1 protein-coding gene is annotated in these 14,930 nt (G+C 63.1%); it reads right to left on the bottom strand.

Features of this window, described 5'->3' with window-relative positions; genetic code table 11:
* Window positions 1–37: 37 nt before the first annotated feature.
* Window positions 38–14,917, bottom strand: a complete 14,880-nt coding sequence (locus tag Q7C20_RS15420; RefSeq protein ID WP_375068443.1) for a non-ribosomal peptide synthase/polyketide synthase — start codon at window positions 14,915–14,917, stop codon at window positions 38–40.
* Window positions 14,918–14,930: the final 13 nt, after the last annotated feature.

The following is a 14,930-nucleotide window of genomic DNA, read 5'->3' as shown; positions in this document are numbered from 1 at the left end:
TAAGCGCCGCCCCTGACCATCAGGGGCGGCACCGTTTTCAGCTGGCGACGGGTTGCAGCGCCAAGTGCTGCAACAGCCCGTGAAGCAGCGCCGGGTGGTTGAGGATGTCGTAGTGGCCGGCCGCGATCTGTTCATTGCTTCGCGCGCAAGCCAGGTTCGACGCTGACTGGCCGGCATTCGCCTTGGCCCACCAGCAATCGGCCTGCGCCCGGGTGGGCGGTAAACCATCGAGTCGCGTGGACAGTTCCTTGAGTTTCATCGCCACCTGGAAGGTATGGGCCAGTTCCTCGGCGCTGATCTGGGCGTACACCGATTCAGCGGCAGCCCCCGTCTGGACGTGTTCAATCAGTTGCTCGAGCCGCGCGCCAGCGGTGGTGGCGTTGACTTCAAAAGTCGGCAACTCATCGGCCGGCAGGCCAAACAGCACCGCCAGGAACCCACGCAGGTCCTCGCTCCAGTCCTGGTTCACGAGGTCCTCGCCGGTGGGGATAAAACTGTCCACCAGCCCCAGGAATTCGACGCGCTGACCCTGGCTTTCCAGCTCCTGGGCCACCAGCACCGCGAGGGTGCCGCCCAGCGACCAGCCCATCAGGTGATACGGGCCGCTGGCCTGTTGCTGGCGGATGTACTGGGCGTAATCGATGGCCATGGCCTCCAGGGACTCATCGTTCCACTGACGGTCGAGCAGCATCCGGCATTGCAAGCCGTAGACACTGCGCTGGCCCTCCAGTCGACGGGCCAGTGGCTCGTAGTCGAACACCGTGCCAAACCCGGCATGCAGGCAGAACAGCGGCGGGTTGTGCGCTGTTTCGCTGTTGAGCAACAACAGCGGGTTAAGGCTCGCGTCATCTTCGGCAAACCCGGACAACTCAGCGATGGTCGGCTTGCCGATCATGTCGCGCAGTTTCAGTTCGATGCCAATATCCGGCTGGCTGCGAACTTTCGACAACACCTTGAGAATACGCAGCGAGTCGCCGCCCAATTCAAAGAAGTTGTCGGTGACGCCCACGGTGTCGAGTTCCAGTACCTCCTGCCAGATCGCCACCAGTTGTGCTTCCAGCGGGTTGCGCGGGGCAACGAAGGCACGGCCCTTAAAGTCCGGGTCGGGCAGGGCCAGGCGGTCGAGCTTGCCGTTGGGGTTGAGCGGGAAGGCCTGCAACACCAGGATTTGCGCCGGGACCATGTAATCAGGCAGTTCCTCCTGCAAGGTTGCCCGCAAGCGCTCGCCGAGGCCGGCTGAGGCCTCAGCCACCACGTAGCCGATCAGTTGCTTGCCGCCGGCGGTGTCGCGGGCGACGACCACGGCGTCTTGCACCTCGGGAACCTCGCGCAAGCGTGATTCAATTTCCCCCAGCTCGATACGGAAGCCACGGATCTTCACTTGGTTGTCCAGCCGACCGAGGTAGTCGATAACGCCGTCGGGGCGTTGGCGCACCAGGTCGCCCGTGCGATACAGGCGCGTGCCGTCCGCCGCGAACGGGTCGACCACAAAACGCTCGGCGCTAAGGCCCGGACGCCGGTGATAACCACGGGCAACGCCTTCGCCGCCGATGTACAACTCGCCGGCCACGCCATCGGGTACCGGGTTGAGGTGTTCGTCCAGCACATACAAGGTGCGTTCGCCGATGCGTGTGCCGATGGGGGCGTACACCGCCGCGCAGCGTTCCTCGACACTGACTTTCCACAGCAACGGCGTGACCACGGTTTCGGTGGGGCCATAGCCGTTGGTCAGGAACTGCGGCTTGAGCACGCGTTTGACCAATTCAAAGTTGGCCTCGGCCACCGCATCACCACCGAAGCAGTAGATGCGCACGGGCGGCGGGGCGTCGTTTTGGCTGTCGCCGTACTCGGCCAACTGTTGCAGATACGCCGGAGGGAAGCAGGCGATGCTGATGCGGTGGGCATGCAGCGCTTGCCAGGTTTCTTCCGGGGTCCACAGTTGATTGCCACGCACCACCAGGCACCCGCCGCTTTGCAGGGTCGACAGCCAACGCTCTTGCGCGCCGTCGAAGGCGAATGACATGAACAGCAATTCACGGGTGGCGCTGTCCATCTCGTAACGCTCGGCAATCGCCTGGCAATGCATACGGATTTGCCCATGCGCCACCGCCACGCCTTTGGGTTTGCCGGTGGAACCGGAGGTGTAAATCAAGTAGGCGAGGTTGTCGTCGTGCACCTCGCAGCTCGGGCATGTCTGTGGCCAGTCCGACAGCGGCAGGCGATCCAGTTCGATCAGTGTTGCGCCGCCGAGCCCCTCAAAGCGCGACCGCAATGAATGCTGGCTGATCAGTGCGCTCATGGCTGAGTCTTCGACGATCCACTGCACGCGATCTTGTGGGTAATCAATGTCCAGCGGCACATAAGCCGCGCCGGTTTTCATGACCGCGTAAAACGCGACGATCACGTCCACCGACCGCTCAAGGGCGACCCCGACAAACTGCTCCGGTCCAATGCCTTGCGCCATGAGGCAGTGGGCCAGACGATTGGCCCGGGCATCCAGTTCGCCGTAGCTCAGTTCGGTACCGTCACACACCACCGCCATCGCGTCTGGACGCTCCAGCGCGTGTTGACGGATCACCTGCGCCAAGTGAGCGCGCGCAGTCGTGACTGGTTTAAGCAGGTTACGTCGCAGCAACACCTGCTGTTCGGTGTGTGCCAGCATCGTGAGGTTGCCGACATTGCTCTCGGCGTCATTCAGCAGCGCCAGCAGCAGGGTTTCAAAGCTGCGGCGGATTTGTGCAGTGGCTGTTTCAGTGAAGCGATTGCGCAGGTACAGGAACTCGATTTTCAGGGTGTCGCCAAGGTCGATCGCCAAGTCCATGGCAAAGTTGGTGACATCGCGGCTGCTGACGTCGCCAAAGCTAAGGCGGTCCCTTCCGGCTTCCTGCAGGCGTTCGTCCACCGGGTAGTTTTCAAACACCAGAATGCTGTCGAACAGCGGCTGGCCGCCCTGGCCCGACCAGCGTTGTACGTCGGCCAGGGAAGCATGTTCGTGGTCGCGCACTTCCAGGTTGTAGGCTTGCAGCGCTTGCAGCCACTGGGTGACGGGCGTGTGCGGTTGCGGGGTCTGGATGATGGGCAAGGTGTTGATAAACAGCCCGAGCATGTCCTCGGAACCCGGCAGGCTGGCCGGTCGGCCGGCGACGGTGGCGCCAAAGCATACGGTGTCCTGGCCGGTGTAACGCTGCAACAGCAGTAACCACGCGGCCTGAATCAGCGTGTTAGGGGTGACCCGCAGGCGTTGAGCACGCTCACGCAAATGCCCCGTTTGCGCCTCATCCCACTGCAGATACAGCGCCGCGTGGCCCTCCAGCTCCATCGACGGTTTGGGCGAGATACTGTTGGCCAGCGACGAGGTGCCGCTCAAGTCCTGCAGCTTGGTCTTCCAGAACTGCTCGAGCACCTCCTGGGACTGCTCTTGCAGCCAGCGGATGTAGTCGCGGTAGTGCCCGCGCTTGGCCGGTGCGGGCTGGCCGTTGTAGAGGGCGAAGACTTCACCCAACAGGCGCGAGTTGGACCAGCCGTCCATCAGGATGTGGTGGCTGGTCCAGATCAGGTAGTGCGTTTGCGGGTCAAGCTGCACCAGCGTCAGGCGTGTGAGGGGCGCGCGCAGGAGTTCGAAACCCCGCGCGCAATCCTGGCTCGCAAGGGCCTGCAGGTCTTGTGCGGTGACTTCGCGCTGCTGCCAGTCGAGCACGTCGACGGGCAGGGTTGCGCTGCGATAAACCACCTGCAGCGGTTCGGCCAATTGGCTGTCGGCCCAGAACCCGGTGCGCAGGATTTCATGGCGCTCGATCACGGCGTTCCAGGCCACGGTGAAGCGTGCAACGTCGAGGCCACTGACCGAGACGGCCATTTGGTTCACGTACAGGGCGCTCTCCGGTGCTTCCAGGGTGTGGAACAGCATGCCTTGTTGCATTGCCGACAACGGGTAAAGGTCTTCGACCTGGGCCAAGGGCACCGGCAAGCGGTCCAGTTGCGCCTGACTGATGCGCGCCAGCGGGAAGTCGCTGGGCGTTGCACCCGTGTTGGCGCTGTCGCAGCAATGCTCGATCAGCGCCAGCAGTTCGTTCTTGAGGTCATCGGCCAGGTGGGCAATGGTCGCCTCGTCGAACATCTCGCGACTGAACTGCCAGCCCAGGGTCAGCTCATCGCCATACACTTGGCCATTGAGGCTCAACCAGTTGCCCAATGGCGCATCAGGCGCTTGTTCATGCCCACTGCCTTCGGCGGCAGGTGACAGCAACGAACCCTGTCTGGCGTCGAAGCTGGCGTCGAACTGGCCCAGATAGTTGAACGTGATGCGTGGGGCGGCGAGGGCGGCGAGGCTGGCCCGTGCGTGCGGCGTGCCCAAGTAGCGCAGAGCGCCATAGCCCAGGCCTTTGTCGGGAATTGCACGCAGCTGTTCCTTGATCTGTTTGATCGAGTCGCCAAGCTCGGTGGCCGTCACCAGCTTGACCGGGAACAGGCTGGTGAACCAACCCACGGTGCGGGTCAGGTCGATGTCATCAAACAGGTCTTCGCGACCGTGGCCTTCCAGCTCGATCAGGCAGTGCTGGGCGCCGGTCCAGCGGCTGATGACCCGCGCCAGGGCGGTCAGCAGCAGGTCGTTGATCTGCGTGCGATAAGCCTTCGGCGCTTGCTGCAGCAAGCGCTGTGTCTGCGTAGCGTCGAGGTGGGTGTGCAACGTGTGGCTGTGGCGATTATCGAGGCTGCCATGGGGGCGTTCGCACGGCAGGTCGGCAGCGTTGCTGTCGAGTTGCGCCAACCAGTAGCTCAGTTCGTCCTCAGCCGACTGGTTTTGCGCGCGTTGTTGCAAGCGCTCGGCCCAGGCCTTCACCGAACTGGTGCGCGCCGGCAGTCGCAACGGCTGCCCGCTTATCAGCTGTTGATAGGCGTTTTGCAGGTCTTCAAACAGTATCCGCCACGACACGCCATCCACGGCCATGTGGTGGATCACCAGCAGCACGCGCTGGCTGCCGTCGGCCAAGTGGATCAACACGGCGCGCATCAGCGGGCCGTGTTGCAAGTCGAGGCTGGCCTGGGCCTGGTCGCACACGCCTGACAGTAACTCGGCGCGGGTGTGGACCTGCTGCAATTGCCAGTCGGCCATTGGCCGGTAGTGTGCGCTCCAGCCGCCGGCCTGCTGCTCGAAGCTCACGCGCAGGGCGTCGTGGTGCTCAATTACCGCGTGCAGTGCAAGTTGCAGGGCCTCGGCGGTCAGCGGTTGCGCAGGCTTGAGCAGTACCGACTGGTTCCAGTGATGCCGCTCGGGCATCGGCGTTTCGAAAAACGCTTGATGAATCGGCAGCAACGGCAATGCACCGGTGGCGGGGCCTGTGTCGATCACTTGGGCAGTCGCTCCACTGCGGGCGACACCCGCCAAGCCTTGCACGGTCTGGTGCTGGAACAGTTCCTTGGGGGTAAAAGCGATTCCCTGTTGGCGGGCGCGGCTGACCACCTGGATGGAGATGATGGAGTCACCGCCCAGTTCAAAGAAGTTGTCGGTCAGGCCGACCTTTTCCCGTTTCAGCACGTCTTGCCAGATAGCAGCGATCTGCTGCTCCAGCGGGCTTTGCGGCGCCACGTAGGCTTTTTGCAGCAGGCTGGCATCCGGTTTTGGCAAGGCCTTGCGGTCAAGCTTGCCGTTGGGGCTCAGGGGCAGTTGATCGAGGAAAATCAACTGCGTCGGCACCATGTAATCCGGCAAATGCTCGCCCAGGCGCGTCTTGATTTCGCTGCGCAGTTCACCGGCTTCGCGGGTTTGGGTGGGCACGGCATAGGCGACCAATTGCCCATCGGCGGCGATCACCACGGCTTCGCGCACGCAGTCCAGTTCCATCAGGCGGGTTTCGATTTCCCCCAGCTCAATGCGCAGGCCACGGAGTTTGACCTGGTGGTCGATACGGCCACGGTATTCAATCACGCCATCGGTGCGGTAACTCGCCAGGTCGCCGGTGCGATAGAGGCGTTGGCCGTCACCAAACGGGCTGGTCATGAAGCGTTCGGCGGTCAGGGCAGGGCGGCGGTGGTAACCACGGGCCAGTCCTTCGCCGCCCAGGTACAACTCGCCGATGACACCGGCCGGGACCGGTTGCAATTCTGCGTCGAGGATGTAGGTGCTGAGGTTGGCGATCGGCTGACCAATGGGCACGCCTGCCTTGCCTTCTTCGCGGCAGGTCCAGTGGGTGACGTCGATGGCGGCTTCGGTGGGGCCATAGAGGTTGAACAACCCAACGTTCGGCAGTTTGGCGAATACCTGCTGTTGCGCGTCCACGGGCAGGGCTTCGCCGCTGCACACGATGCGGCTAAGGCTAGTGCAGCGCGCGACGTTTTCGTCGAGCAAAAACACCTGCAGCATCGACGGCACGAAGTGCAGGGTGGTGACTTCATAACGTTGAATCAGGCTCACCAGCGTGGCCGGGTCACGATGGTCGCCGGGGCCGGCAACCACCAGGCGCGCGCCGGTCATCAGCGGCCAGAAGAACTCCCACACCGACACGTCAAAACTGAACGGGGTCTTTTGCAGCACGGTGTCGCTGGCGGTCAGCGCGTAAGCCTGCTGCATCCAGCACAGGCGGTTGGTCAGGGCCGAATGGCGGTTGCCGGCGCCTTTGGGCTTACCGGTGGAGCCGGAGGTATAGATGACGTAGGCGAGGTTTTCGCCGTCAACGGCGACGTCAGGGTTAGTGTCGGCATAGGCGCTGACATCCAGTTGGTCGAGTGCCAACACTGGCAGCGAAGCAGAGACCGGCAATGACGTGAGCAAATGCTGCTGGGTCAGCAGCAGGCCAATGCCGCTGTCTTCAATCATGTAGCTGAGGCGATCCTGCGGGTAGTCCGGGTCCAGCGGCACATAGGCGCCACCGGCCTTGAGCACGGCGAGCAGGCCGATAACCATTTCCACGCTGCGTTCAGTGGCGATGCCCACCAGTACGTCCGGGCCAACGCCCATTTCAATCAGTTTGTGCGCGAGCTGGTTGGCGCGGCGGTTGAGCTGGCTATAACTCAATTGCTGCTCGCCAAAAATCAGTGCTGGAGCCTCAGGCGTGGCCGCTACCTGGGCCTCGATCAGTTGTTGAACGCTGCGGTCCAGCGGGTAAGGCGTCGCGGTATCGTTCCACGCTCTGACAATCTGCTGTTGCTCGGCGTGATCCAGCATCGGCAGGTCGGCAACCCGCGCCTGTGGGTCTGCCATGAGGCTGTGCAACAGCTGTTGCCAATGCCGCCCAAGGCGCTCGATGGTGTCGGCGTTGAACAGGTCGGTGGCGTAGGTCAGGGTTGCGCTCAAGCCTTCTGCAGATTCGCTGGTGCTGAGGGTCAGGTCAAATTGCGCGGTGCTGCCTTCCCAATCCAGGCCCTCGACCTGCAACGCCGACGGCAGTGATTGACGTTCGGGGTCGGCGCTCTGGTGGTTGAACATCACCTGGAACAGCGGGTTGTGGCTAAGGCTGCGCTCGGGTTGCAAGGCCTCCACCAGTTGTTCGAAGGGCAGGTCTTGATGGGCCTGGGCGTCGAGTGCATGTCGCTTGACCTGTTGCAGCAGTTCTTCGACCCGCAGCTGCGCGTTGAACTCGGCTTTGATCACCTGAGTATTGACGAAGAAACCGATCAGCCCCTCGGTCTCGACTCGGTTGCGGTTGGCAATCGGCACGCCGACGCGGATGTCGTGTTGGCCGCTGTAGCGGTGCAGCAGGGTCTGGAATGACGCCAGTAACAGCATGAACGGCGTCACACCGAGGCGATGGGCGAGTTGCTGCACCGCGTCGCCCAGGCCGGGCGCCAGGGCCAGTGACAGGTGGGCGCCACGGTAACTTTGTTCAGCCGGGCGCGGGCGATCCGTCGGCAATTCCAGCACGCTATGTTCACCCGCCAATTGGACGGTCCAGTACGCCAGTTGACGCTCACGCTCGCCGGCTTGCATCCATTGGCGTTGCCAGGCGGCATAGTCGGCGTACTGAATCGGCAGCGGTGCCAGCGAGTGAGGCTGTCCAGCCTGGGCGGCGCGGTACAAGTTGATCAGCTCTTCAACCATCAATTGCACCGACCAGCCATCGGACACGATGTGGTGCTGGGTCAGTACCAACACATGCTCATCGTCCGCCAGACGCAGCAGCCGGACTCGCAGCAGTGGGCCCCGTTGAAGGTCGAACAGCTGGCGGGTTTCATGTTCGACGAAGGCCTTGATCGTGGCCTCGTCCGGCGGGCTCTCCAGCGCCTCGACCACGAGGGTCAGCGGCGCCTGATCGGCGATGACTTGCCGCGGTCTTTCGTTGTCTGCCACGAAGGTGGTGCGCAGTGATTCGTGACGGGAGATCAAATGGTTAAAGGCTTGCTCCAGCGCTGCAATGTCCAGCGTGCCGGTGAGGCGCAAGGCAGCTGGAAGGTGATAGGCGGCGCTGTGGGGATCCAATTGCCAGAGGAACCATTGGCGCTCCTGGGCGTAGGACAGCGGCAGCGGTTGATTGCGATCGACAGGCGCCAACGGCAGTTCGTGCTGCCGGGCGCGGCCATCCAGGCCTGAGACGAAATCCCCGAGCACACTGCGTTCGAACAGGCTGCGCAAGGCGACGTCAAGGTTCAGGGTTTTGCGCACCCTGGAAATGATCTGGGTCGCCAGCAACGAGTGGCCACCGAGGGCGAAAAAGTCGTCTGTGAGGCCTACCTGTTCAAGATTGAGCACGCTTTGCCAGATGTCGGCGACCTGGATTTCCAGGGCCGTGCGCGGCGCCACATAGCGGTTTTGCTGGGTGCTCGCATCCGGTTTTGGCAGGGCTTTGCGGTCCAGCTTGCCGTTGGGGCTCAGGGGCAATACATCAAGGAACATCACAAAGGCCGGCACCATGTAATCCGGCAGCACGGCCGACAAGGCGGATTTGATCGACTGACGCAACTCATCGTGCGGCAACGCCGGGGTGTGGGGCACTACATAACCCACCAGTTGCAAGCCACTGGCGGCCGGTTGCGCGAGGACGATGGCGTCGCGCACCACGTCTTGCTCCAGCAGGCGGGCCTCGATTTCGCCCAGCTCGATACGGAAACCGCGAATTTTCACCTGATGGTCGATCCGGCCGACGTACTCGATCACGCCGTCAGCGTTGTAGCGGGCCAAGTCGCCGGTGCGGTACAGACGCCCGCCATGCCGGCTGAACGGATCGGGCATAAAGCGCTCGGCCGTCAGGTCCGGCCGGTTGAAATATCCCCGGGCGAGCAATTCGCCGCCGATGACCAATTCACCCACCACGCCAATCGGCGCCGGGGCGCCGCTGTTGTCCAGCAGGTAAATGCTGCGCCCGGCCAAGACCTTGCCGATGGGCATGGTCAAGGGCGTTGGACGTGCGCCGGTCACGTAGTCGGTGCAGTCAAGGGCCGTGACCGTCACCGTCGCTTCAGTGGGGCCGTAGGTGTTGAGCAGCGTGACGTGGCCGAGACCGGCCTGGGCCCACGCGGCGAGGCCTTCCGGCGGCATGGCTTCACCGCCGGCGTGCACTTGCTTGAGTCGCCCGTAATCGCGCGGGCCAGCAGCAGCGAAATCCTTGGCCAGCAGGTTCCAGTAGGCGGTGGTCAGGTCGACCACGCTGATCTGGTGTTCGATGAGTTCGCGGTAGAAGGTCTCGGTGTCCCAGATCTCGGTGCCGCGCAGTACCACCGACGCGCCGCAGATCAGCGCCGGGTACAACTGCTCGACAAAACCGTCGAAGTTGAACGTGGAAAACTGCAGGATGCGGTCGCTGCCATTGAGGTTGAAAAACTCCAGCGACACGTAGGCATGGCGCGTCAGCGAAGACTGGTTGATGCCCACGCCTTTTGGCCGGCCGGTGGAGCCCGAGGTGAACATCACATACGCAAGGTTCTCGGCATGGGCGCGGTTGACCAGGTTTGTGTCGTCCAGCTCAACCCAGGCCTGGTGCTGGTCCAGGCTCAGGGGCTGCACATCGTCTGGAATTGCCAGCCGTTGCAGCAAGTGGCTTTGGGTCAGCATCAGCCGGGTGCCGCTGTCTTCGATCATGCACAGCAAGCGATCCTGCGGGTATTGCGGGTCGAGCGGTACGTAGGCGCCACCGGCCTTGAGCACCGCCAGCAAGCCGATGATCATGTCAGGGCCGCGCTCCACGGCGATCCCCACAGGCACGTCGGGACCGACGCCCAAGCTCACCAGATGCCGGGCCAGGCGGTTGGCGCGGGCATTGAGTTCGGCGTAGCTCAGCGCGCGGCCTTCGAAGAGCAAAGCGGGGGCTGACGGTTGCTTCGCCACTTGAGCTTCAAACAGCTGATGGACGCGATTTTCACTCGGGTAATCGAGGCTGGCGCTGCTCCAGTCATGCAGCATCAAGTGCCGCTCTTCACGGCCGAGCATCTGCAGTTCACCCAGGCGTTGTTGTGGGTCGCGCACGATGGCCTGCAGCAGGTTCTGCCAATGCCCGGCCAGACGCTGGACGGTCGAAGCTTCAAACAGATCGACGGCATAGGTAAGGGTCGCCGCCAGGCCGTCGGCGGACTCTGTTGTGTCCAGTGAAAGGTCGAACTGGGTGCTGGGCAGCGTGCCTTCGAGTACTTCAAGGCTCAAGCCGGAAAGGCTGACGCGGGTTTGCGGCTGTACGCTGGCGTGGTTGTACATCACCTGGAACAGTGGGCTGTGGCTGAGGCTGCGCTCCGGTTGCAGGGCCTCCACCAGTTGCTCGAAGGGCAAGTCCTGGTGAGCCTGGGCTTGCAAGGCATGCTGCTTGACTTGTTGCATCACGTCGACAAAGCGCGCCTGGCCGTTGAGCTCTGCGCGCAGCACCTGGGTGTTGACGAAAAAGCCGATCAGCCCCTCGGTTTCCATGCGGTTGCGGTTGGCAATCGGCACGCCGACGCAGATATCGGTTTGCCCGCTGTAGCGATGCAACAGGGTCTGGAACGAGGCCAGCAATAGCATGAACAAGGTCACGCCTTGCCGCTGGGCAAGCTGCTTGAGGGCCTGGTTCAGTTCGTTGTCCAGCACCAGGTCCAGCTGCGCCCCGCGATAGCTTTGCTCGGACGGGCGGGCGTGGTCGGCGGGAAGTTCCAGTACGGCCTGCTCACCGCCCAATTGCGCGGTCCAGTAGGCCAACTGGCGTTCGCGTTCCCCGGCGTCCATCCACTGGCGTTGCCACACGCCATAGTCGGCGTACTGGATGGGCAGGTCTGGCAGGCTGACGTCTTGTTGCTGGCTGAGACCCGCGTACAGGGTGATCAACTCCTGAATCATCACGTTGATCGACCAGCCATCGGAGACGATATGGTGTTGGGTGATGATCAGCACATGATCGTCATCCGCCAGCTTCAGCAATTTCACCCGTAACAGCGGGCCATGCTGCAAATCGAACAGCTGTTGGATTTCCTCCGCCACACACGCCTGGATCGTCTGATCGTCGGCGCCCGGGCGCGGCTCGACGGTGATTGTCAGCTGGGTGTGGGTGGCAATGCGTTGCACAGTGCGCTCGCCGTCCTGGGTGAACGAGGTGCGCAGGCTTTCATGGCGGGCGATCAGGCGGTCAAAGCTGCTTTGCAGCGCCTGGGTATCCAGATGGCCGCGCAGACGCAGTGCCGCCGGGATGTGGTAGGCGGTACTCTGGGGATCCAGTTGCCAGAGGAACCACTGGCGTTCCTGGGCATAGGACAGACGCAGCGGCTGATCACGCTCGACCCGCGTCAGCGCCGGTGCGTGGCGCGGCGGCTCCTGCGCGAGGGTCGCGACGAACGCTTGCAAGGTGCTGCACTCGAACAGGTTGCGCAGCGGCACCTCGCTGTTCAGGGCATGACGCACCCGGGAGATGACCTGGGTGGCCAGCAGTGAATGACCCCCCAGCTCAAAGAAGTCATCGTGCAGGCCGACGGTTTCGCGGCTGAGCACGTCTTGCCAGATGGCAGCGATTTGCTGTTCCAGCGCGCTTTGCGGCGCCACATAGGCTTTTTGCAGCAGGCTGGCGTCGGGCTTGGGCAAGGCTTTACGGTCGAGTTTGCCGTTGGGACTCAGGGGCAGTTGATCGAGGAAGATCAGTTGCGCGGGCACCATGTAATCCGGCAAATGCTCGCCGAGGCGCTTCTTGATGTCGCTGCGCAGTTCAGCGGCTTCACGGGCTTCGGTGGGCACGGCATAGGCGACCAATTGCCCGTCGGCGGCGATCACCACGGCTTCGCGCACGCAGTCCAGTTCCATCAGGCGAGTTTCGATTTCCCCCAGCTCGATGCGCAGGCCACGGAGTTTGACCTGATGGTCGATACGGCCACGGTATTCGATCACGCCATCGGTGCGGTAACTTGCCAGGTCGCCGGTGCGGTACAGGCGTTGGCCGTCACCAAACGGGCTGGTCATGAAGCGTTCGGCGGTCAGGGCAGGGCGGCGGTGGTAACCACGGGCCAGGCCTTCGCCGCCCAGGTACAGCTCGCCAATCACACCCGCCGGGACCGGTTGCAGTTCTGCGTCGAGGATATAGGTGCTGAGGTTGGCGATCGGCTGACCAATGGGCACGCCTGCCTTGCCTTCTTCGCGGCAGGTCCAGTGGGTGACGTCGATGGCGGCTTCGGTGGGGCCATAGAGGTTGAACAACCCAACGTTCGGCAACTTGGCGAATACCTGCTGTTGCGCGTCCACGGGCAGGGCTTCGCCGCTGCATACGATGCGGCTAAGGCGAGTGCAGCGCGCGACGTTTTCGTCGAGCAAAAACACCTGCAGCATCGACGGCACGAAGTGCAGGGTGGTGACGTCGTAGCGCTGAATCAGGCTCACCAGAGTGGCCGGGTCGCGATGGTCGCCGGGGCCGGCAACCACCAGGCGCGCGCCGGTCATCAGTGGCCAGAAGAACTCCCACACCGACACGTCAAAACTGAACGGGGTCTTTTGCAGCACGGTGTCGCTGGCGGTCAACGCGTAAGCCTGTTGCATCCAGCACAGCCGGTTGGTCAGGGCTGAATGGCGGTTGCCGGCGCCTTTGGGCTTGCCGGTGGAGCCGGAGGTGTAGATGACGTAGGCGAGGTTTTCACCGTCAACGGCGACCTCAGGGTTGGTGTCGGCATAGGCGCTGACATCCAGTTGGTCGAGTGCCAACACTGGCAGCGAAGCAGAGACCGGCAATGACGTGAGCAAGTGCTGCTGGGTCAGCAGCAGGCCGATGCCGCTGTCTTCAATCATGTAGCTGAGGCGGTCCTGCGGGTAGTCCGGGTCCAGCGGCACATAGGCGCCACCGGCCTTGAGCACGGCGAGCAGGCCGATGACCATTTCCACGCTGCGTTCAGTGGCGATGCCCACCAGCGCATCCGGGCCGACGCCCAGCTCGATCAGTTTGTGCGCGAGCTGATTGGCGCGGCGGTTGAGTTGGCAATAACTCAATTGCAGCTCGCCAAACATCAATGCCGGAGCCGATGGGGTGGCGGCGACCTGGGCTTCGATCAGTTGCTGAACGCTGCGATCCAGCGGGTAAGGAGTCGCGGTGTCGTTCCACACGCTGACAATCTGCTGTTGTTCGGCGAAATCAAGCATGGCCAGTTCGGCCAGCCGCTGTTGTGGACCATTAATCAGGCTTTGCAGCAAGCGCAGCCAATGCTGCCCCAGGCGTTCAATCGTCGCCTGGGTGAACAGTGCCGTGCTGTACTCGATGTTCGCCGTAGCGCGCTGCGGCGAGTAGTCGACGTCCATCGACAGGTCGAACTTGGCTTCATGTTGCGCCACCGGCAGAAACGCCAGGGTCGACTCCCCCAGCGTCAGCGCGCTCGGTTGATCCTGGCTTACGCGCCAGTTGAACAACGTCTGGAACAGTGGGTTGGCCTGGGTGCTGCGTTGCAGCTGCAAGCGTTCGATGATCAGTTCGATCGGGTAGTCGACATGCTCCATGGCCGCCCGCGATTGCTGGCGCAGCGCCTGGAGAAACGCAGCGGTGGTCAGGTCATTGGTGAGGTGCGTGCGGTAGATCTGGCTGCTGACAAAGAAGCCCACCAGCTCCTGGCTCTCGCTCTGATTGCGCCCGGCATTCGGCACGCCGACGGTGAAGTCCTGCTGGCCGCTGTAACGGCTGAGCAGCAATTGCCAGGCGCCGAGCAGCACAATAAAGGGCGTCAGATCGTGATGCCGGCAGAAGCTCTGCAGCTGCTGGTTCAGTGCGTGGGGCACCGGCAGGTGATGCGTGCCCGCGCGGTGCTGTTGTTCGGGAATGCGCGGGAAATCGGTGGGCAAGTCCAGCGTGGGAATCTCGCGTCCCAGGTAATCCGCCCAATAGTCGGCGGCTCGCAGCTGTTCAGGCGTGCTGGGGTATTCCTCGCGCTGCCAGCGAGCGTAGTCGGCGTACTGGATGGCGGGCCGCGCCAGCGGCGTGGTATCGCCCTGGCACGCACGGCTGTAAGCCTGGGTCAGGTCGTGCATCAGGATCGGGTTGGACCAGGCGTCCGAGACGATGTGGTGCATGTTCAGCAGCAGCACATGGTCGTCGTGGTCGAGTGTGATCAGGCTGGCGCGAATCAGCGGGGCGCGGCTCAGGTCGAACGGTGCGCCGGCTTCGGCGGCAAGGCGCTCGGTAAGGGCGGCGGCACGGGCCTCGGGCGCCAGGCCCGACAGGTCCTCCTCCCGCAAGTGAATCCGGGCGTTCGGGTCAAGCACTTGCCGGGGTTCATCATCAAGCGTCTGGAAAGCGGTTTTCAGCACATCGTGCCGGTCGATGATCTGCTGCAAGGCCTCGCCGAGCGCCGCTGTATTCAACGGGCCACACAGGTGCAGCGCGTTGGGCAGGTTGTAGGCGCTGCTGGCGGGCGAGAGCTGTTGCAGGAACCACAGGCGTTGCTGGGCGAAAGACAAGGGCGCAGGGCCGTGATGGGTGTGAGCCTTGATGGAGTGCGCTGAACCGGCGTCGTCGGCCATCAACAGGGCCAGCAGGTCGTCGTCGGGGAGTTGATTCAGTGGGTTCATGTTCGGTCTCGTC

Origin of the sequence: Pseudomonas sp. AMR01, assembly GCF_041946035.1 — a bacterium.
Taxonomy (GTDB): Bacteria; Pseudomonadota; Gammaproteobacteria; order Pseudomonadales; family Pseudomonadaceae; genus Aquipseudomonas; species Aquipseudomonas antarctica_B.
This window is presented reverse-complemented; position numbering and strand designations above follow the sequence as displayed.

Bases quoted from the DNA above. Each gene is read 5' to 3' on its own strand.
- Q7C20_RS15420 (WP_375068443.1), bottom strand. From the start codon at position 14,917: ATGAACCCACTGAATCAACTCCCCGACGACGACCTGCTGGCCCTGTTG.